The 19,878-nt window shown below is 37.0% G+C and carries 16 protein-coding genes; 5 read left to right on the forward strand and 11 right to left on the reverse strand.

Going from position 1 to position 19,878, the window contains the following annotated elements:
• Positions 1-52 precede the first annotated feature (52 nt).
• The 5 genes from acdA to DN408_RS06500 form a co-directional block, all read right to left on the reverse strand.
• Positions 53-1,192 carry an acyl-CoA dehydrogenase AcdA gene (gene acdA, locus DN408_RS06480; RefSeq protein WP_078178195.1) on the reverse strand — a complete coding sequence of 380 codons (1,140 nt, stop codon included), beginning with the start codon at positions 1,190-1,192 and terminating at the stop codon, positions 53-55.
• A 22-nt stretch (positions 1,193-1,214) separates the two neighbouring features.
• Positions 1,215-2,345 (reverse strand): acyl-CoA dehydrogenase, encoded by a 1,131-nt coding sequence (locus DN408_RS06485; protein WP_078178196.1) that lies wholly within the window; start codon positions 2,343-2,345, stop codon positions 1,215-1,217.
• A 72-nt stretch (positions 2,346-2,417) separates the two neighbouring features.
• Positions 2,418-3,269 (reverse strand): 3-hydroxybutyryl-CoA dehydrogenase, encoded by an 852-nt coding sequence (locus DN408_RS06490; RefSeq protein ID WP_002016322.1) that lies wholly within the window; start codon positions 3,267-3,269, stop codon positions 2,418-2,420.
• A 49-nt stretch (positions 3,270-3,318) separates the two neighbouring features.
• A complete protein-coding gene (locus DN408_RS06495; RefSeq protein WP_078203580.1) occupies positions 3,319-4,602 on the reverse strand; it encodes an acetyl-CoA C-acetyltransferase in 1,284 nt (427 codons plus the stop codon).
• 9 nt (positions 4,603-4,611) lie between these two features.
• Entirely contained in the window at positions 4,612-6,723 is a 2,112-nt protein-coding gene (locus DN408_RS06500) for a (Fe-S)-binding protein (RefSeq protein WP_002130078.1), read from the reverse strand.
• 391 nt (positions 6,724-7,114) lie between these two features.
• On the opposite strand from DN408_RS06500, the gene cls reads away from it, so the two are divergent.
• From cls to DN408_RS06515, 3 genes are all read left to right on the forward strand, one after another.
• Complete coding sequence (cls, locus tag DN408_RS06505) at positions 7,115-8,308, forward strand: cardiolipin synthase (protein WP_002089773.1); 1,194 nt, start codon at positions 7,115-7,117, stop codon at positions 8,306-8,308.
• Positions 8,309-8,341: 33 nt separating this feature from the next.
• Positions 8,342-9,295, forward strand: coding sequence for a UV DNA damage repair endonuclease UvsE (uvsE, locus tag DN408_RS06510; RefSeq protein ID WP_002130079.1), 954 nt, complete (start codon positions 8,342-8,344; stop codon positions 9,293-9,295).
• Between the two features lie 126 nt (positions 9,296-9,421).
• Positions 9,422-12,100 carry a DUF4084 domain-containing protein gene (locus DN408_RS06515; protein WP_016121121.1) on the forward strand — a complete coding sequence of 893 codons (2,679 nt, stop codon included), beginning with the start codon at positions 9,422-9,424 and terminating at the stop codon, positions 12,098-12,100.
• A 17-nt stretch (positions 12,101-12,117) separates the two neighbouring features.
• Here DN408_RS06515 and papR read toward each other — a convergent pair whose 3' ends face one another.
• Positions 12,118-12,264: a quorum-sensing peptide PapR gene (gene papR, locus DN408_RS06520; protein ID WP_000734740.1), complete on the reverse strand. Its 147-nt coding sequence runs from the start codon at positions 12,262-12,264 to the stop codon at positions 12,118-12,120.
• A 147-nt stretch (positions 12,265-12,411) separates the two neighbouring features.
• A complete protein-coding gene (locus DN408_RS06525; RefSeq protein ID WP_002130082.1) occupies positions 12,412-13,275 on the reverse strand; it encodes a helix-turn-helix domain-containing protein in 864 nt (287 codons plus the stop codon).
• 171 nt (positions 13,276-13,446) lie between these two features.
• Here DN408_RS06525 and DN408_RS06530 point away from each other — a divergent pair, with 171 nt between their 5' ends.
• On the forward strand, positions 13,447-15,207 hold the full coding sequence (locus tag DN408_RS06530) for a M4 family metallopeptidase (RefSeq protein WP_078178199.1): 1,761 nt from the start codon (positions 13,447-13,449) through the stop codon (positions 15,205-15,207).
• A gap of 39 nt (positions 15,208-15,246) precedes the next feature.
• Here DN408_RS06530 and DN408_RS06535 read toward each other — a convergent pair whose 3' ends face one another.
• From DN408_RS06535 to DN408_RS06550, 4 genes are read right to left on the reverse strand one after another with little or no spacing between them, the layout of a single operon-like run.
• Positions 15,247-15,849 carry a response regulator transcription factor gene (locus DN408_RS06535; RefSeq protein ID WP_002130086.1) on the reverse strand — a complete coding sequence of 201 codons (603 nt, stop codon included), beginning with the start codon at positions 15,847-15,849 and terminating at the stop codon, positions 15,247-15,249.
• On the reverse strand, positions 15,846-16,976 hold the full coding sequence (locus DN408_RS06540; protein WP_063225624.1) for a sensor histidine kinase: 1,131 nt from the start codon (positions 16,974-16,976) through the stop codon (positions 15,846-15,848). The genes DN408_RS06535 and DN408_RS06540 overlap by 4 nt, the downstream gene beginning before the upstream one ends.
• Positions 16,977-17,711, reverse strand: coding sequence for an ABC transporter permease (locus DN408_RS06545; RefSeq protein WP_001202437.1), 735 nt, complete (start codon positions 17,709-17,711; stop codon positions 16,977-16,979). It abuts the gene before it with no gap.
• A complete protein-coding gene (locus tag DN408_RS06550) occupies positions 17,708-18,610 on the reverse strand; it encodes an ABC transporter ATP-binding protein (RefSeq protein WP_002034877.1) in 903 nt (300 codons plus the stop codon). The genes DN408_RS06545 and DN408_RS06550 overlap by 4 nt, the downstream gene beginning before the upstream one ends.
• A gap of 157 nt (positions 18,611-18,767) precedes the next feature.
• On the opposite strand from DN408_RS06550, the gene map reads away from it, so the two are divergent.
• Positions 18,768-19,562, forward strand: coding sequence for a type I methionyl aminopeptidase (gene map, locus DN408_RS06555; protein ID WP_078178200.1), 795 nt, complete (start codon positions 18,768-18,770; stop codon positions 19,560-19,562).
• Positions 19,563-19,878: the final 316 nt, after the last annotated feature.

The following is a 19,878-nucleotide window of genomic DNA, read 5'->3' on the forward strand; positions in this document are numbered from 1 at the left end:
CTCTATTATTTTTGGAAGTAAAAAGCGTAGGAAAATACCTACGCTTTTGTTCCTACTTCGTTAACATACGAGAAATTACAAGCCTTTGAATCTCTTGTGTTCCCTCATATATTTGTGTAATCTTTGCATCGCGCATATAACGCTCTACTGGATAATCTTTCGTATAACCATAACCACCAAATACTTGTACCGCTTCAGTCGTTACCTTCATCGCTGTATCACCTGCAAATACTTTTGACATCGCTGACTCTTTCCCATACGGAAGCCCTTCAGATTCAAGCCAAGCCGCTTGATATGTTAAAAGACGCGCTGCCTCTACATCCGTTGCCATATCCGCAAGTTTAAAGCCAATTCCTTGTTGCGCCGCAATTGGCTTCCCAAACTGATGACGTTCTCTTGCATATTCTACAGAAGCATCTAAAGCGGATTGTGCAATACCGACTGCTTGTGCCGCAATACCATTACGGCCACCATCTAATGTCTGCATCGCAACTTTAAATCCTTGGCCCTCTTCCCCTAGTAAATTCTCTACAGGAATACGGCAGTCTTCAAATATAATTTCAGTTGTTGGCGAAGAACGAATTCCTAGCTTGCTTTCCTTCTTCCCAACCGAAAATCCTAGCGTATCACTCTCCACAATAAATGCACTCGTGCCGCGCTGCTTCGAATCAGGATCTGTTAATGCAAAAACAACATAAATATCAGCAATACCGCCATTTGTAATAAAAATTTTCGAACCATTTAAAATGTAATGGTCTCCATCTCGTTTTGCAGTCGTCCTCATTCCACCAGCATCTGATCCAGAGCTTGGTTCTGTTAAGCCATATGCACCAATTTTCTTCCCTTCAGCCATTGGGCGCAAAAACTTTTGTTTTTGCTCTTCCGTTCCAAATCTAAAAATTGGCCATCCAGCAAGTGAAGTATGTGCAGACAACGTTACACCTGTAGAAGCACAAACGCGGGATAATTCTTCAACGGCAATTACATACGCCAAGTAATCGCTTCCAATTCCGCCGTATTCTTCAGGCCACGGAATACCGGTTAAACCAAGCTCTGCCATTTGATCGAATAAAGCGCGATCAAATCGCTCTTCCTCATCACGCTCTGCTGCTGTCGGTGCTACTTCATTCCTTGCAAAATCCCGAACCATTTTTCTTATCATTTCATGTTCTTCTGATAATTTAAAATGCATTCCCGTCTCCCCCTCTGCCTTTTTATAAAGCTCGACTAATTACAAGCTTTTGTATTTCGCTCGTTCCTTCATATATTTGCGTGATCTTCGCATCACGGAAAAATCTTTCTACTGGATAATCTTTCGTATAACCGTAACCGCCAAATACTTGCACCGCTTCAATCGCAACTTCAACGGCCGTCTTAGAAGCAAATAATTTCGCAATAGAAGCTTCTTTACCGCATGGTAACCCTTGTGCTCTTAGCGATGCCGCTCTGTATACAAGTAATCGCGCTGCTTCTACGCTAGTCGCCATATCTGCAAGTTTGAATCCGATTCCTTGCTGCGCCGCAATTGGCTTGCCGAATTGCTCGCGCTCTTTCGCATAATCAATCGCACATGCAAGCGCCGCTTCCGCGATTCCTAATGCCTGCGCTCCGATCCCAATTCGCCCAACATCTAAATTCGCCATTGCCACCTTAAATCCTTGTCCTTCTTCACCAAGTAAATTCTCGGCCGGCACTTTCATATCTTCAAACGTAAGTTGCACTGTACGAGAACCAAGAAGACCCATCTTATGCTCATCTTTTCCAATGATTAAGCCTGGTGTATCTTTCTCTACTATAAATGCTGAAATCCCGCTTTTCCCCGCATCTGGATTTGTAGACGCGAAGACGATATATGTACTTGCTTCACCACCATTTGTAATAAAGACTTTCGATCCATTAATGATGTAGTGATCGTCTTTCTTTACAGCTCTTGATTTCAAACTACCTGCATCTGATCCTGCATTCGGTTCTGTTAGAGCAAATGCGCCTAAATATTCACCAGTCGCCAATTTAGAAACATATTTCTGCTTCTGTTCTTCTGTTCCGAAGTATAAAATCGGATTCATTCCAACTGACGTATGTACAGCTAAAATTACACCAACCGTTGCACTTACCTTTGAAATTTCCTCAATTGCTAGAATGTAAGAAATAAAATCCATTTCTGCCCCGCCATATTTTGCAGGCGCTGGAATACCCATTAGTCCAAGCTCACCCATCTTTTGCAAAATCTCTTTCGGGAACACCCCTTGTTCCATACTAGAAACAAAGGGAGCTATTTCCTTCTGTGCAAAATCTCGAACCATTTTCCTCATCATTTGTTGCTCTTCAGTAAAGTGAAAATTCATGTACTTCGCCTCCGTTTGCTATATATCTTTTTAACAATCTGGTAAGACCACTACTTCAATAAAGGGAGGCCTTTATTCGTAAACGTAGAAACCACGACCCGTTTTACGTCCTAACCATCCTGCATTCACATACTTACGTAATAATGGACATGGGCGATATTTACTATCTCCTAATCCTTCATGCAACACTTCCATAATGTATAAACAAGTATCTAAACCGATAAAGTCAGCTAACGTAAGAGGTCCCATCGGATGATTCATACCGAGTTTCATTACTTCATCAATCGCTTCTTTCGTCGCTACTCCTTCGTATAACGTATAAATCGCTTCGTTAATCATCGGTAATAAAATACGGTTCGATACAAACCCTGGGAAATCATTTACTTCAACTGGCACTTTCCCGATTTTTTTCGTAATATCCTCAATCGTTTCGTACACTGCATCATCTGTAGCTAAACCACGAATAATTTCAACGAGTTTCATAACTGGAACTGGATTCATAAAGTGCATGCCGATTACTTTCTCAGGACGTTTCGTTACCGCTGCAATTTCCGTAATTGGTAACGATGACGTATTCGTCGCTAAAATTGCGTGTTCTGGAGCGATTTCATCTAAATTCGCAAAAATTTTCTTTTTAATATCCATTTTTTCAACAGCTGCTTCAATAATAAGATCAGCTTCTTTGACACTATTTAAATCGAGCGTCCATGTAAGACGATTTAAAGTCGCATCTTTCTCTTCTTCCTTCATACGGCCTTTTTCTACTTGGCGGGCTAAATTTTTTGAAATAACAGCTAGCCCTCTATCTAATTGCTCTTGCTTTAAATCTTGCACTTTCACATCATAGCCTGCCATTGCACACACTTGTGCGATACCTGAACCCATTTGCCCTGCACCAATTACAACAATCTTTTGTACACTCATTTTTTCTTCCCCCTTAATTGTTAATAAACTATATATCTTCTAATCTTAATTAGTGAACTTCAATCATCACTGCATCACCTTGACCGCCACCGCTACAAATAGAAGCAATTCCAATTCCGCCGCCGCGCTGCTTCAGTGCATGGATAAGTGTAACGATAATACGTGCTCCGCTCGCTCCAATTGGATGCCCCATTGCTACAGCACCGCCATTTACATTCAATTTTTCCGGATCGATCCCTGCGATTTCTGTACTTGCAATTGCTACAGCCGCAAATGCCTCATTGATTTCAAATAGATCTATGTCTTCAATTGTCTTACCTGTCTTTTTCAGCAATTCATTAATTGCATAACCTGGCGTTCTTGGGAAATCCTTCGATTCTACCGCAATCGCCGTATGCGCCAAAATTGTCGCTAATGGTTTTCTTCCTTCTTGCTTCGCTCTGTCCTCGCTCATTAATACAAGTGCAGCACCGCCATCATTTAGTCCCGGAGCATTACCTGCTGTCACCGCTGACGTCTTATCAAATACAGGCTTTAATTTCGCTAATTTTTCAATCGTTGTATCCGCGCGTGGTGCCTCATCCTTAGCCACGACGATAGGATCGCCTTTTCTTTGCTGAATTGTTACTGGTACAATCTCCTCTTCAAAACGCCCTTCTTTATGTGCCGAAACCGCACGTTGATGGCTACGATATGCCCATTCATCTTGTGCTTCGCGAGAGATTCCATCTTCCTTCGCAACTTCTCCGCCATAAACACCCATGTGTATACCTGAAAATGCGCATGTTAAACCGTCTGCAACGTTTAAATCAATAACTTCGTTGTTACCCATTCTGTATCCCCATCTTGCCCCTCGTAAAATGTAAGGGCTGTTACTCATCGATTCCATTCCACCAGCTACAATCAGTGATTGATCACCAGTACGAATAATTTGATCTGCTAACGTAACTGCGCGAAGCCCTGATGCACAAACTTTATTTATTGTTTCTGTCTGCACTTCCCAAGGAATGCCGGCCGCTCTTGCTGCTTGGCGTGATGGAATTTGTCCTTGCCCTCCTTGGATAACCGTTCCAAATATAACTTCTTCAACATCACTAGCGGAAACATTCGCTCTTTCAAGCGCTGCCTTAATTGCGATTCCTCCAAGCTCTGTTGCTTTCACGTCTTTTAAAGTTCCTCCAAATTTTCCAACCGGTGTTCTTGCAGCACTTAAAATAACTGTTTTACTCATGTTTCTTTCCCCCATTTCTTTTTTTAGCACCGAGCGCTCGCTCGGTATCCTTGCGCCTAGAAGAGGTGCAATTATTGCACCTCTTTCTAAATTTGAATGCATTCCTACAAACTACATTGCTTCTTTCTTCTGTCCGATAACTGAGCGTTCTAAAATCTCTGTTACGTCCAAAGTTTGAACTGTTTCTTCAACTTCTTTTGCTTTCGTGCCGTCACTAATCATCGTTAAGCAATACGGGCATCCTGTACCGATAATTGACGGCTGTACAGCTAGCGCTTGTTCTGTACGAGCAACGTTAATACGAGAACCTGTCGTTTCTTCCATCCACATTAGGCCGCCACCCGCACCACAGCACATTCCCGTTTCACGGTTACGCGCCATTTCTACAAGGTTTACACCTGGAATTGCTTTTAGAATATCGCGCGGCGCTTCGTATACTTCGTTGTATCTTCCTAAGTAACAGGAATCATGGTACGTAACTGTCTCTTCAATAGAATGGACAGGTTTTAAACGACCTTCCTTCACCCACTGGGCTAGTAATTCTGTATGATGATAGACTTCTGCTTGTAAGCCAAAGTCCGGGTACTCATTTTTAAAAGTGTTATAAGCATGAGGGTCAATCGTAACGATTTTCTTCACTCCTGCTTTTTCAAATTCTTCAATATTTTTAGTCGCCATTTCCTGGAATACAAATTCATTTCCAAGGCGGCGCGGTGTATCACCAGAGTTCTTTTCCTTATTACCAAGAATTGCGAATGAAATGCCTGCTTCGTTCATTAGCTTCGCAAATGATATCGCAATCTTCTGACTGCGATTGTCATACGAACCCATTGATCCAACCCAGAATAAGTATTCAAACTCTTCGCCAGCTTTTGATTTCTCCTTTACAGTTGGAACTGTTACTTCATCGTCACCTTGGCGCCATGTTTCACGCTCTTTACGGTTCAGTCCCCACGGATTACCTTGACGCTCAATGTTTGTCATTGCACGCTGCGCTTCCGCGTCCATTTTTCCTTCTGTTAAAACGAGATAGCGGCGTAAATCAATAATTTTGTCAACATGCTCATTCATAACTGGGCACTGGTCCTCACAGTTACGGCACGTTGTACATGCCCAAATCTCTTCTTCTGTAATAACGTCTCCGATTAAACTTGGGTCGTACGCTAGCGCTGTAGCCGCTGATTCTTGTTGTCCTTTTCCAGCTGCCATCATCGCTAACTGATTTCCTTGTGTATTATTAAAAGCAACAACTGGAACCCACGGTGCTTTTGATGTTACCGCTGCGCCTTTATCAGTTAAATGATCACGAAGTTTTAAAATTAAATCCATCGGTGATAACATTTTCCCTGTTCCTGTTGCCGGACACATATTTGTACAACGACCACATTCGACGCAGGAATATAAGTCGATAAGTTGATTTTGTCTAAAGTCTTCAATTTTACCAACACCGAATGTTTCTTGTGTTTCATCTTCAAAATCAATTTTTTCAAGTTTTCCCGGATTTGAAAGACGACCAAAAAACACGTTAACTGGTCCAGCAATTAAATGCGCATGTTTTGATTGTGGAACATAAACTAAAAACGTTAACAAAATTAGTAAATGCACCCACCAAGAGAAATAGAACACTGAAATGGCTACGGTTTCATTTAATCCCGAGAAAACGTAAGCGATTGCAGAAGCGATCGGTTCACTCCATGAAAGCTCCTCGCCGTGCCATATAATTCCCATTCCATTACCAAGTAGCACAGAAATCATTAAGCCACCAATAAAGATAAGAACAAGGCCTGATTTAAAATTACGTTTCAAACGAACAAGCTTTTCAATATAGCGTCTATGAAAAGCCCAAAAGACTGCAATTAAAATAACGAGTGTGACAATTTCCTGGAAGAATGTAAATGCAGGGTATAGTGGTCCAAGTGGAAGATGCGATCCTGGTGCAAGTCCTTTCCAAACGAAGTCAATTGCTCCAAATTGGACAAGAATAAATCCGTAAAAGAACATAACGTGAATGATGCCGCTCTTTTTATCTTTCAGCAGCTTTTTCTGACCGAAAACATTGACCTTAAGAAGATCCCAACGCTCTTTAAAACGACGGTCAAATTCAATCTTTTTTCCTAATTGTATGTAGGCCATCCTTGTTCGTATAAGATATACAAACAAATACCCCGCATAAGCAATAACAGCAATGGCAGCCAGCCAATTAATGATTAGTAAGCTATTCATTTTATGCTACCCCTCTCTTTGTAAGCTCTCTTTCTTTTTTAGAATCTTCGAAAATATATAATTTTCTGAATTATATCCCCTATTCCCATTATATAATGAGTGAGCATTCAGTCAACAGTTTTTTGTTATACAACAACACATTTTTTAATAAAGCTGTTTATTTCGGTGAAACTATAAAGTGAAACTTTAATCAGTAGGGAGCTGTTTATTCCCTACTGATTATTAGCCCTCACCAATCGGGATTTTATGGGCGGTCCGAATCCAAACCAACTTCTTTGCTTTAACCCAATTTCGAGGTGGGAGTCTTACTGCCCGCAAATAGCGGGATACAGTGAAATTTTGATTTGTAAAAAATTGATGGTGAAAAGACCGTGAAGGAGGGAATTTACTTATGTTTTTCTTATCTCTCTTGTTATTAGGCAGCGCTCTCTGGATTACAATCGACCTTTCATATGGGAGAATTGTTCATTTAAAGCGTGTACGTTCTCGTTCTTTCCCTTTACGTCAAAGTGATTTTCGCCTTTATACATACGGAAATGATCTATACGATGCTCTCTTTACTGATATAAAACAAGCTAAACACCATGTGCACGTTTTATTTTTCATTGTAAAAAACGATGATATAAGTCGTACGTTTTTAAAGTTACTTATCGATAAAGCACAAGAAGGAATTGAAGTAAGACTTTTACTCGACCGGTTTGGAAGTCATTATTTATCAAAAGAAGCGATTTACTCGCTACAAAAGCATGGTGTCTCTTTTTCATTTTGTCATAAAGTGAAATTTCCTTTTCCTTTCTTTTCTGCAAATCAAAGAAACCATAGAAAAATTACAGTTATTGACGGGAAAATTGGTTATATTGGTGGATTTAACATTGGCGAAGAATATTTAGGGCATAATCAAAGGTTAGGGTTATGGCGAGATTATCATTTACGTCTTACAGGAGAAGGGATACAAGATTTACAAAAACAATTTTTACATGATTGGCTCGACGATACAGACCAAAATTTATTAGATTCATCTCTTTATTTTCCTATGCAACAACCAGGGACCATTCTACATCGTTTCATCCCTACTGATGGTGCCTATTTACAAAATACATTTTTACATTTAATCGAAAGCGCGAAAAAAGAACTCTTTATCGGTACACCATATTTTATTCCTGGAAAAAAAATTATGAATGCATTATTAAAAGCGCGAAAACGTGGGGTTCAAATAACTATTCTCGTTCCACAAAAAGCTGATCACGCCCTCGTTCGAGAAGCAAAATTCCCATATTGCCGAAAGTTAATACAAGCTGGTTGTAATATTTACGCTTTTCAGCAAGGATTTTTCCACGCAAAAATTATTATAGTAGACGATCATACTTGTGATATCGGAACTGCTAATTTCGATATGAGAAGTATATATATTAACCATGAAATCAATTGCCTTTTATACGATAAACATTTCATACAAGAAGTAAAACGTAAATTCGAGGAAGATTTGGAACGCTCCTTATTACTTTCCTTTGAAGATGTCAATCCCCTCTCCATTATCGATAGAGGAAAGGAATGGATAGGAACGATACTCGCGTTCTTTTTATAGAGAAATTTCAAGGGCCAAGGAGGTGCATCACATATGATAATTCGATTTGGATATGTCTCACATGCTACGGCATTATGGGACTGTTCGCCTGCCAAAACAATGACATTTACAAGCTGGAAAAAGCTAAAAAAACAAGAGCGTGAAGATAAATTATATAATGTTACACTGCAAAATCTAGAACACACAATACGCATCCTTCATTACAATATTGCACACGAAATTCCATTATATCGTTTATCATCTTCTATCGTCCCGCTTGCAACACATCCTGAAGTTGAATTTGATTACATTCAAATATTTGCTCCACTATGGCGTAAAATAGGAGCATTAATTCAAGAACACAATTTACGCGTAAGTTTTCACCCAAACCAATTCACACTATTTACAAGCGACAAACCACATATTACAACTAATGCAATTACAGATATGACCTATCATTATAACGTGTTAAATGCTATGGGAATTGCAGATTCTTCCTACATTAATATCCATGTAGGTGGCGCGTATGGAAATAAGGAAAAGGCAATCGAACGTTTTCATGAAAACATACAAAAACTTCCATACCATGTAAAAAGACAAATGACTCTTGAAAATGACGATAAAACATATACAACTTCTGAAACTTTGGCTATTTGTCAAAAAGAGCAAATCCCTTTCGTGTTCGATTATCATCACCACATAGCGAACCTTTGTAATGAACCGCTAGAAGAATTACTTCCTATGATATTTAAAACTTGGTCACATACAAATGTCCTTCCTAAAGTTCATATTTCTTCTCCTAAATCCGTAAAAGAATTTAGGGCTCACGCAAATTATATTGATTTAGAGTTTATTAAACCCTTTTTACACATTACAAAAAAAATTGACCATGATTTCGATATTATGATTGAAAGTAAACAAAAGGATTTAGCACTTCTTCAGTTAATAGATGAAATCTCTTCTATAAGGGGAGTGAAAAGAATAAAAGGCGCAACAATACAATGGTAAATTGTAACGTTGCGCTATTTTTTTCAAAAAGTATTTCTTATAGTAAAAAAGCTCCTGTTTTATATGCTATTATTTAAATTAGCATTTTCCCCCTGTGATTCAACTTTATTGAAACGGAGCCATTATATGATCAATCAAAAAAAATATGTACAATTTGTCATGATGTATATTATTATATTTTCTCTTTGGATATTCCTTATCCCTAAGGACTTGAATATAAAAGAAATTGGAATTCTCTTCTTATTTTGTTTTGCTGCACTCTTTTCTTGCTATTGCTTATATAAAGCAATTAAGAAGATGAAGCACGGTGACAAACTATTTTGGGTTCTAGTACTATGCACTTGTATATGTGGATTAGCTATGGAGATAACTTTATTTCTTCATTCACTTTCTATATATGATCAAGTCATATTCTCATATAAGGCATTGCCTTTCTTCATCATACAATATATTTTGCTCTTTTCTGGCTTTGCTATAAAGTTTATAAAACATTACTCTATTAGAGGCCTTGCTCAATTTTCATTCGATAGCATCTTTATTGTCATTATGAATATTTACTTTACCTTAACCTTTATTTTAGACATTTCAAGCTTTCGTATGTTAACAACAGATACATGGGTTTTAATTGGATATTTCATTGCACAATCATTAGTAATTTACGCCGTTATTAGCTTATATAGAAGAGAACAGTATTCTTCTAGTAGAATCTCATTAATTGTCGGCTTCACTATCATACTTGTTTACGGATATATACACCTGTTCCAGTTAAGATCAGGAATGGAAACTTCTTCTGAAGTCTCTTATTTAATACATACTGCTTCAATTTTATTAATCGGTTTATCGTCCATACTATACATTTTAGATAAACCAATGCAACATGAAACTAAGACTAAATATTATCGATTCGATTATGTACGCTTTATATTACCTTATTTTAGTATAATCATTACTTTTTCCTTTATTGTCATTCAACCTTGGGATGATAAGTTCATGTTAATCGGTCTCGTATTATCACTTATCTTATTATTCCTACGACAACTTTACATGTGGAAAGATAATCAAGTATTAATCGATACGTACGAACAGTTGACTACACAACTAGAAGGTAAAGTTGAAGAAGGCGCATCTGCACTATCAAAAAGTGAACAACGTTATAAATCTTTATTCGAAGATCATCCTGATGCTGTTTTTTCTTTAAATATGAACGGGATTTTTCAACAATCTAATAAGGCTTGTGAAAGTTTATTTACAGCCTATTATTGTGAAGTAACAAGCTATTCTCTTCAACACTTCATTGATCCACAAGATCATGAATTATTGAAGAAATCTTTACAAATTACAAAAGAAGGTAGACCACAAACTCTAGAAATTCGTACAAAAGAAAAAGAAGGCTATTATTATCACCTTCACATTACATTCATCCCTATTTTTATAAATAAAGAAGTTGTTGGGATGTTTGGTATAGCACGTGATATTACAACTTTATATGAAAAACAAAAGCAAGTAGAGCATATGGCTTTCCATGATGCACTTACAGGACTACCGAATCGACGGAAATTCGAAAAAGATTTAAAAACGATTTTAAATCTAGCTCAAAACAACACTAATGACGTTGCGGTTATGTTCCTCGACCTAGATCGATTTAAAAAAATTAACGATCGACTCGGCCATGATGTCGGGGATTTATTATTAATTGAAGTAGCAAAAAGATTACGTGGATGTTTACGTTCAAAAGATATCGTTGCCCGCCAAGGCGGAGATGAATTTACGATTCTATTACCAGATATGTACTCTGAAAAAAGTGCTTCTTTTATAGCTGAACAAATTTTAACTATCTTAAATAAGCCTTACTTTATTAAAGATGAAGAACTTTCTGTTACACCGAGTATCGGAATTGCAATGTACCCTGACTATGGAACCGATGTAACCGAATTAATGAAAAATGCAGATATGGCTATGTATCGAGCAAAAGCAAATGGAAAAAACAGATTCGTTTTCTTCTCAAAAGAAATGAGTATTGCGCAAAATGAAATACACTTCCTAGAAGGTGAGCTTTCAAAAGCACTACAACAAAATGAATTTTTCCTTGAATACCAGCCACAAGTAAACACAAAAACAAAACAAATTATCGGTTTCGAGGCGTTAATTCGTTGGAAACACCCAAAACTCGGAATTGTATCACCTGCCCAATTCATCCCTCTAGCAGAGGAGACAGGATTTATTATTGAACTTGGTAATTGGATCTTACGTACAGCCTGCTTAGAAGCAAAGAAGTGGCATAACCAAGGGTTTTCTCACTTAAAGGTTGGTGTGAATTTATCTGTTGTTCAATTTAACCGTTCAGATTTAATCCCAACTATTTCAAAAGTCTTGGAAGAAACCGAACTAAAACCGGAAGCACTAGATATTGAGATTACGGAAAGTATCGCGATTAATCAAAATCATTCTGTAATTGCTAAACTAGAAGAACTTCAAAATCTCGGTATTCAAATTTCAATTGATGATTTTGGAACTGGTTATAGTTCTTTAGCTTATTTAACGAAATATCCAATCAATACATTAAAAATTGCTCGAGAATTTATTTGTGGAATTACAAATAGCCCTTTAGAAGAAGCCATTATCGCTTCCATTATTACGCTATCAAAAGAATTAAATTTAGAGGTTATTGCGGAAGGTGTAGAAACAGAAGAACAATGGAAGTTTTTACACGAGCAAAACTGTGACCACATTCAAGGATTCCTCTTTAGCAAACCTGTTTCTAGTAAAGACGTTTGGAGGTTACTCCACAAAAAAACAACCGTCTAAGTAAGACGGTTGTTTTTTTAATGTTCAAATGGTAAATCTGAAGCTAATTGTACCTCTTGATCATTATGAGAAATTACTTGGCTTTTCTCTAAAGCTGTATCTGTTAATGAAATACCCCATGCCATTGCTAACGTTAATAGACTACCAATAAGTAGTTTTTTCATATTCCATCACCCACATCGTTTTCTTTTAATATATCATGAAAATTTATCCACAACTTATGCAATTATGCATACCCATTTTTTGGATATTTAATTACTTTTTGTGGATGTAACTTACGAAATATACCACTATACATATTCCAAATCATTTTAATTTAAATACTTCTTTTTTTTTAATAACGTCTCTTTGTAAGAATGTAAATCTAATAAATCAAAGAAGAAAGACGCTTTTTTATACACTTCTTTAATATCATCTGATGAATACTCTAATTTCTCAAGACACTCGCCCTTTTGATAATACAATTGACCGATTAATTCCATACTTCCCATATACCGAGAAGCTTCAATCGCTTCATTTACTTGATACAATGCCTCTTCAAACTGATCACTCAAATATAAAGCTTTTGCATAATTGTATCGAACCTTAACTGTGAATGCCTCATTATTATGTAGCGATTCTAACCGTTCTAAAATAGCTCGAAATGAAGTTATTGCCCTATCTAATTGATTATTTTCTGCACAAATACTTGCAATAGAATTTTCAATATATAAATTTTGAAATACATCTATCCCTCCGTATGATTGATGTACAATTTTTTTTAACTCTAAAATGCAATATTCAAAATTAATTTTCTGTAAAACATATGCAGATAAGTAATAGTACCAAAGAAGAAACTGATTAAATTCTGGATGAAACTTTTCTTTTTTTAATTCATTTGAAACAATGCTATAAATTTCAGCATATTGTTTCTTCTTACTCAACATTTGAATTCTATCTTTAAATAGCTTTTTCCTCTCAATATCGGAATAAATGAGTACCTCATAAAAATGAATAATGGGAACTTGTAATTTTGCTGCTATACCTTGCAGTATATCCATACTTGGGTATACCGCGCCCGATTCAATTCGGCTCACTTCCGATTGATGACATACATTATCGGAGAGTTGTTTCTGTGTTAATCCTCTCATTACCCTAATTTTCTTTATTTCACTTCCTAATTTTTCTGCGTGCATACTTACTCACCATCCCATTATAACAATCTAATTTTTTTAAGTTGTCATACCACTACAATAATGTGAATTCGACAATTTTTGATATGAAATAATGCATAATATATATAAAATTCGGCAAATTCCTCATACAATTCATCTCACATACACAATACAAGATTAGGAGTGTTATAGATGAATTATAGAAAACTTGCTAGTGCTTTCGTTACATTCGGTCTTCTTTGTCCTTTATCAACAGAAGCTATTCACGCTCAAGAATTAGATAAAAATGAAGTGAAAGTTGAAATTGCTCAGCCTGGTTTAACAATCGGAAAATTAACACAACCTCAAAACGATACAAAAGAGAATATTGCTAAAAAGTATTTAAAAGGTGAGGTAAATGGGGCTAAAGCTCAACAAGAGCAAGTTACTACTGAAAAGAATGTCGATTTTCAACCTACAAATAAAGAAACAAAAGAAAATCAAACCGAATTACGCCTTGCACAAACATACAAAAATTATAAAGTATATGGTCAAGATCTCATTGTAAAAGTAGATAAAAATGGAGTAATTACAACTGTTAGTGGTAAAGTTGCCCAAAATTTAGACCAACAACTTAATCTTACTATAACAAATTTTTTGTCGAAAAATGAAGTAAAATCTAAATTACGCAATATACTTCAAATTCCAAGTGATGCGACAGAAACAGAATTTTCTAGCGAAACGGTAGTTTATAAGAAAAAAGATGGCTACTATACATACGCAACGGTCCTTACATTTACTTATGAAAACAATGAACAAGTTATAAACGGAAATGCAATCATGGACTTACAAACTGGTGAAGTACTTTTCCAAGAAAAGTTTATTAAAAATAAAGAGAATAAAACTATTAATCAAGTAACAGCACCTAAACTATCACCAGCGAAAGAACAAGGAACTGGGAAAAATGCGCTACAAGAAAATGTATTATTTAATATTGCGAAAGGCTCTGATGGAAAATTTTATTTAGCTGATTTATCCCGCGGAAATGGTATTTATATTTACAACGCAAACTACGCTGATTCCCTTGGTGGCGATAGCCAAGCTGGTTATCCAGGGACACTTATTTCAAGCGATAACTCTAACTTCTTAGATAAAGAAGCAGCTGGTGTTATGAAAAATATGAGTGATATTTACGACTATTTTAAGAAAGAACATAATCTGAAAAGTTACGATAATAAAGACTCAAAAGTTGTTGCTAGCGTCCACGGATTTGATTCTACTGAAGTTAGTGATGGTGTAAAAGAAAACTATGTAAATGCATTTTGGCATCCAGGTTGGAATCAAATGGTCTTTGGTGACGGGCTAAATGGAAAATTAACCTCTGCTCTTGACGTAACAGCTCATGAATTTGGACATGCTGTATTTAGTGGTACGACGAAAAATAAAATTGTGCGATATCCAAGTGCTGAAACATCTGCGCTAAATGAAGGTCTAGCAGATTTTTGGGGTACACAAATAGAATATTACGTAAAGAAAGATAAAGGAAATTGGATTATGGGTGATACGTTAGGTGGTCTAACAATTCGTGACATCCCAGGGGAAATTGGTGACGGCGGCAACAAACTATACACAAACTTAAAAGATTTCTATAATGATGGAAATGATCAAGAATCTCACGTGAATTCTGGAATTATCAGCCATGTATTATATCAATTAGCTGAAGGTAAAACGTATAACGGTATATCTGTTCAAAGACAAGGAAATGAAAAAGTAAGTAAAGTTGTTATGCGTGCATTGCAAAACTACGCAACTTCAGCAGAAGATTTTGAATCACTTCAATCTCACATTGTACAAGCTGCAAAAGACTTATATGGTAATATGACAGCAACAGAATTCGAAAAGGCTTTCCAAGCACATGGATATAGGGCTCTAGCAAAAATTAGTAAAGTAGTAGAAGTACAACAAGGAAAATAAGCAAAAAAGAAGTTTACCGATTATAGGTAAACTTCTTTTTCACATCCATCCCTTTTCTTCCGCAATTGTAATTGCCTCAATTCTATTTTTTGCATCGAGCTTCGTTAATACTTCAGAAATGTAATTACGAACTGTGCCAGGTGAAAGATAAAGTGCCTTCGCAATTTCATTTGCAGTCTTTCCTTCTTTCGCAAGTAACAGCACTTCTTTTTCGCGATCCGATAATGGATTTTGCTCTTGCCATAAGCCAAACATTAACTCTTGAGAAATCTCTCGTTTCCCTTTCATTACGTTACGAATTGCCGAAGCTAAATCCTCACTTGGACTATCTTTTAATAAATATCCGTGCACACCAGCTTTCATTGCCCTTTCAAAATAACCAGGACGCGCAAATGTTGTTAAAATCATTACTTTACAAGATGATTTTTCTTTCTTTAAAATTTCAGCAACATCTAAACCACTTTGGATTGGCATTTCAATATCCATAATACTTATATCGGGCTTTAGCGATTCAATTAATTTTAACGCCTCTTCACCATTCGCCGCTTGCCCAACCACTTCAATATCATCTTCTAGATCAAGCAGGGCTCCTAATGCACCACGAAGCATTCGTTGATCTTCTGCAATAATAATTCGAATCATGCCCTCACCTCATCTTTTCCTGTTCTAATTACAATTGGAACTTTCACTGTTAACAGTGTCCCTGGATTAACCGTATCTAGTTCCACTAGACCGTCAATTAAGGCAATTCGTTCCTTCATACCACGAATGCCGTTTCCATCATGATTTCGCTCCTCTAAACCGACGCCATTATCTTCTACTTTTAAAATCAATTCACCTTGTGATTCTAATATAGAAACTGTACATGCCTTTGCCTTACTATGTTTCACGACATTCGTAACAGCTTCACGTAAACACATACCTAAAATATTTTGCTCAATTGGCGATAGCGAACTAGAATTAGCCTCTTGCTTTACTTCCAATTCAATATTGGCTGCTTGCAAAATCGCTTTTATTTGCTCAAGTTCTTCTTCCACTGTAATCATACGCATATCCGAAATTAACTCGCGCAGTTGTTTTAAAGCTGTACGAGATGTTTGTGTAATCTCCTTCGCCTCTATACTTGCGCGTTCTGGATTCTTCACAATCAGTTTCTCCACAAGCTGACTTTTTAAAGTAATAAGGGATAACGTATGCCCTAACGTATCATGAAGATCTCTTGCGATTCGCTGCCGTTCCTCACGTTTTACTAAGTCTTTAATTTGTTCGTTTGCTTCGTTTAGTTGATTCCTTAACATCTTTTTCTGATTAAAATTACGCATTCCAAATGGCGTAAGAAGCATTAAAATAAACATCGGAACGATATTCACTAAACTCGGGATTGTTAGTTGATTAACATTTACAAATATAAAAGCTCCAAGCATTACAACTAATAAACATAACAACACACGAAATGCCTTCTTACTTGGCGCAAATCCCATCGCACTCGCCGTAAAATATCCGAACAATATCATGAAGGGATTATAAAATAAAGCAAATGAGAATGTGAGCACCATTTGAATACACGCCCACAAAATGAACGTTTTGTTAACAAAATAAAGTTGACGGTATGTGACGGTGAAGACTATCAACATACCGATCCCTATTACAAGCTTCCATCCTGATACTTGCGTTAAATTATAGATTGGAAATAATAAATACACGAGCCACATATATGGGAAGAAACCCATCTGTTTCGGAAAAACTTCAAACCTCTTCTTCTCTATCATTTATACCGCTTCCTGTCTTTTTCTTATATATATTGATACTACAACAAATATAAGGAAATAACCTCCTAGTACCGCGATATTTTCCCACCCAATCGATTTTCCAGCTACAATGTCCCATGCACCGCTTCCAAAGTGGTATGTTGGTGTCCATTCACCGATAGATCTTAATATTTTCGGGAACACTTCAATTGGCATCCATAACCCGCCAATTACAGCTAGACTCATATTTAAAATATTGGCTAAACCAGCTGCTGCATCCGCCTTCTTAATTGAACCTATTACTGTTCCAAGGGCTAAAAATGGTGTCACGCCTAGTAATAGCCATAATCCTGCACCAATCCATTGGCCTATCGTCAACTCAACATTATTAATTAATATTCCTGCCATAAAAATAACTAAGATTGAAAAAGCATTCACTACTGTTTGAGCAATAATTTTAGCTGCTAAATATGCGCCCTCTGGAAGCGGTGTAATTTTTAACAAATGTGTCCATCCTTGCCCTTTTTCCTGAGAAAGTCTCACACCGAAACTAAAAAGGGCAGTCCCTACAATACTGAAAGTCGCCATTGAAATTAAATAATGTGCTTTCCATGCATCTCCGTTTTGCGGGACTTGAATAACATTTGTAAAGATGTAATAAAACATAACTGGCATTAATAATGAGAAAAAGATGAATAATTTATTGCGGAACGTACGTAAAACCTCTATTTTACATTGCATCCATAGTGCTCTCATGCGATTTCCCCCTTCTGATTTGCGACAAACTGTTCAAATGCTTCATCGAGACTTCCACGTTCAACTGAAATATCTGTTACAGGTAAGTTCTTTTGATAAATTGCTTGTAACGTGGCATCGGTATCCTCCGTTGTTAAAATAATCCGCCCCTCATTTGACTGTACTCCTGTTACATTCGGCAATTCCTTTAGCAGGCCCGTAGGGATACTTTCTTTTGAATAAAACGAGATCGTTTTTCGAGAAATCGTCGCTTTCATTTCATCCGGCGTACCATCTGCGATAATTTTTCCGTTTGCGAATAATAAAATACGGTCCGCTAACGCATCTGCTTCTTCTAAATAGTGCGTCGTTAAAATAATCGTTTTCCCTTCACTTGCTAACTTTCGAATCGTTTCCCAAAACACTTTTCGAGACGTAATGTCCATCCCTACAGTTGGTTCATCTAAAAATAATAAATCTGGATTTCCCGCAAGTGCGAGTGCAAAATTCAACCTTCTCTTTTGACCACCTGATAACTTTTCACATCTTTGCTTTCGCTCTGATTCTAAATTCGATAGCTGAAGTAATGTTTCTTTCGCTACTGGATTCGTATAATAACTACGGAATAACTCAATTGCCTCTTCTACTGTGATGCTGTCAATAACGCTTACTTCTTGCAACATCGCACCGAGGCTATTACGAACATCTCTATGCTTCGGGCTCTTTCCAAATATCGAAACATTCCCTTCTGTCGGATCTTTTAATCCGAGCATCATTGAAATTGTCGTTGTTTTCCCCGCACCATTTGGGCCGAGTAATGCTACTATTTGCCCTTTATTTACATGAAATGAAACGTTATTTACTGCTTTTTTATGTTTAAATGTTTTAGAAACACCATTTACTTCAATAATCTTTTCCATCTCTCCACCCCCGCCGTTTCTTATATTTACATTGTATGCGTTGGAAAAGTTAGGAAACAGTATGATGCGTCATGACATCCATATGACAATTGTCATGTATTCTTTATGAGAGGAATCAGCCTGCATACCGCATGCGAGTAGCAGTACAAAAACAAACATGATACAATCGGATAAGACATATATTCGAGGAAGGACAGTGGTTTTCATGATTATTCGTAATGAACAAGATTTAGAAGGTTTACGAAAAATCGGCCGCATCGTTGCACTTGCACGCGAAGAAATGAAAAAACAAGCGAAGCCAGGTATGACAACGAAAGAGCTTGATTTAATTGGTAAAAAAGTATTAGATGAGCACGGTGCTATTTCAGCGCCTGAAAAAGAATATAAATTCCCAGGTGTAACTTGCATTAGTGTAAACGAAGAAGTTGCTCACGGCATTCCAAGCGATCGCGTATTAAAAGAAGGCGATTTAGTAAACGTAGACGTATCAGCAGCACTTGACGGATATTATGCAGATACAGGTATCTCATTTGTTCTTGGCGACGATGAAGAAAAAGAAAAACTTTGCCAAGCAGCAGTAGACTCATTTTGGGAAGCAATGAAAAAAGTAAAAGCTGGCTCAAAACAAAATCAAATTGGTCGTGCTGTTTCTAACTTTGCACATAAAAATGGATATAATGTAATCCAAAACTTAACTGGTCACGGTATTGGTCTTAGCTTACACGAAGCTCCAAACCACATTTTAAGCTACTATGATCCAATGGATAATGCGCTTCTAAAAGACGGCCTTGTTATCGCTGTAGAACCATTCATCTCTATGAAAGCTGATCATATCATTGAGCGCGGTGATGATGGTTGGACATTCGTTACACCAGATAAAAGCCTTGTTGCACAATGTGAACATACAGTTGTCGTCACTCGTGGCGAGCCAATTATTTTAACTCAACTATAATCAAAAATAGCCGTTTTGTAGATTCCTTCTACTAAAGCGGCTGTTTTTGATTATGTAACATCCCCATAAACAGAAAGCTTATAAAAATAAAAAGGTGATACATCAAAGTATCACCTTTTTAACGGGGTGAGGCTGTCCAAAAGTACGGAAAACTCTTGAACAGCCTCGTATTTTCATATGGATGCCTTACATATATCACTGATGATAATTATGAAATGCGGAAACATAGTTATCATCACATGATTCAAACAAAAGAAAAGAAATCCTATAACGGATCTCTTTTCCCTACATAATCTAAAGTTTGGGTACACTAGAT

This window comes from Bacillus sp. AR13-1 (assembly GCF_008042285.1).
Lineage (GTDB): Bacteria > Bacillota > Bacilli > Bacillales > Bacillaceae_G > Bacillus_A > Bacillus_A mycoides.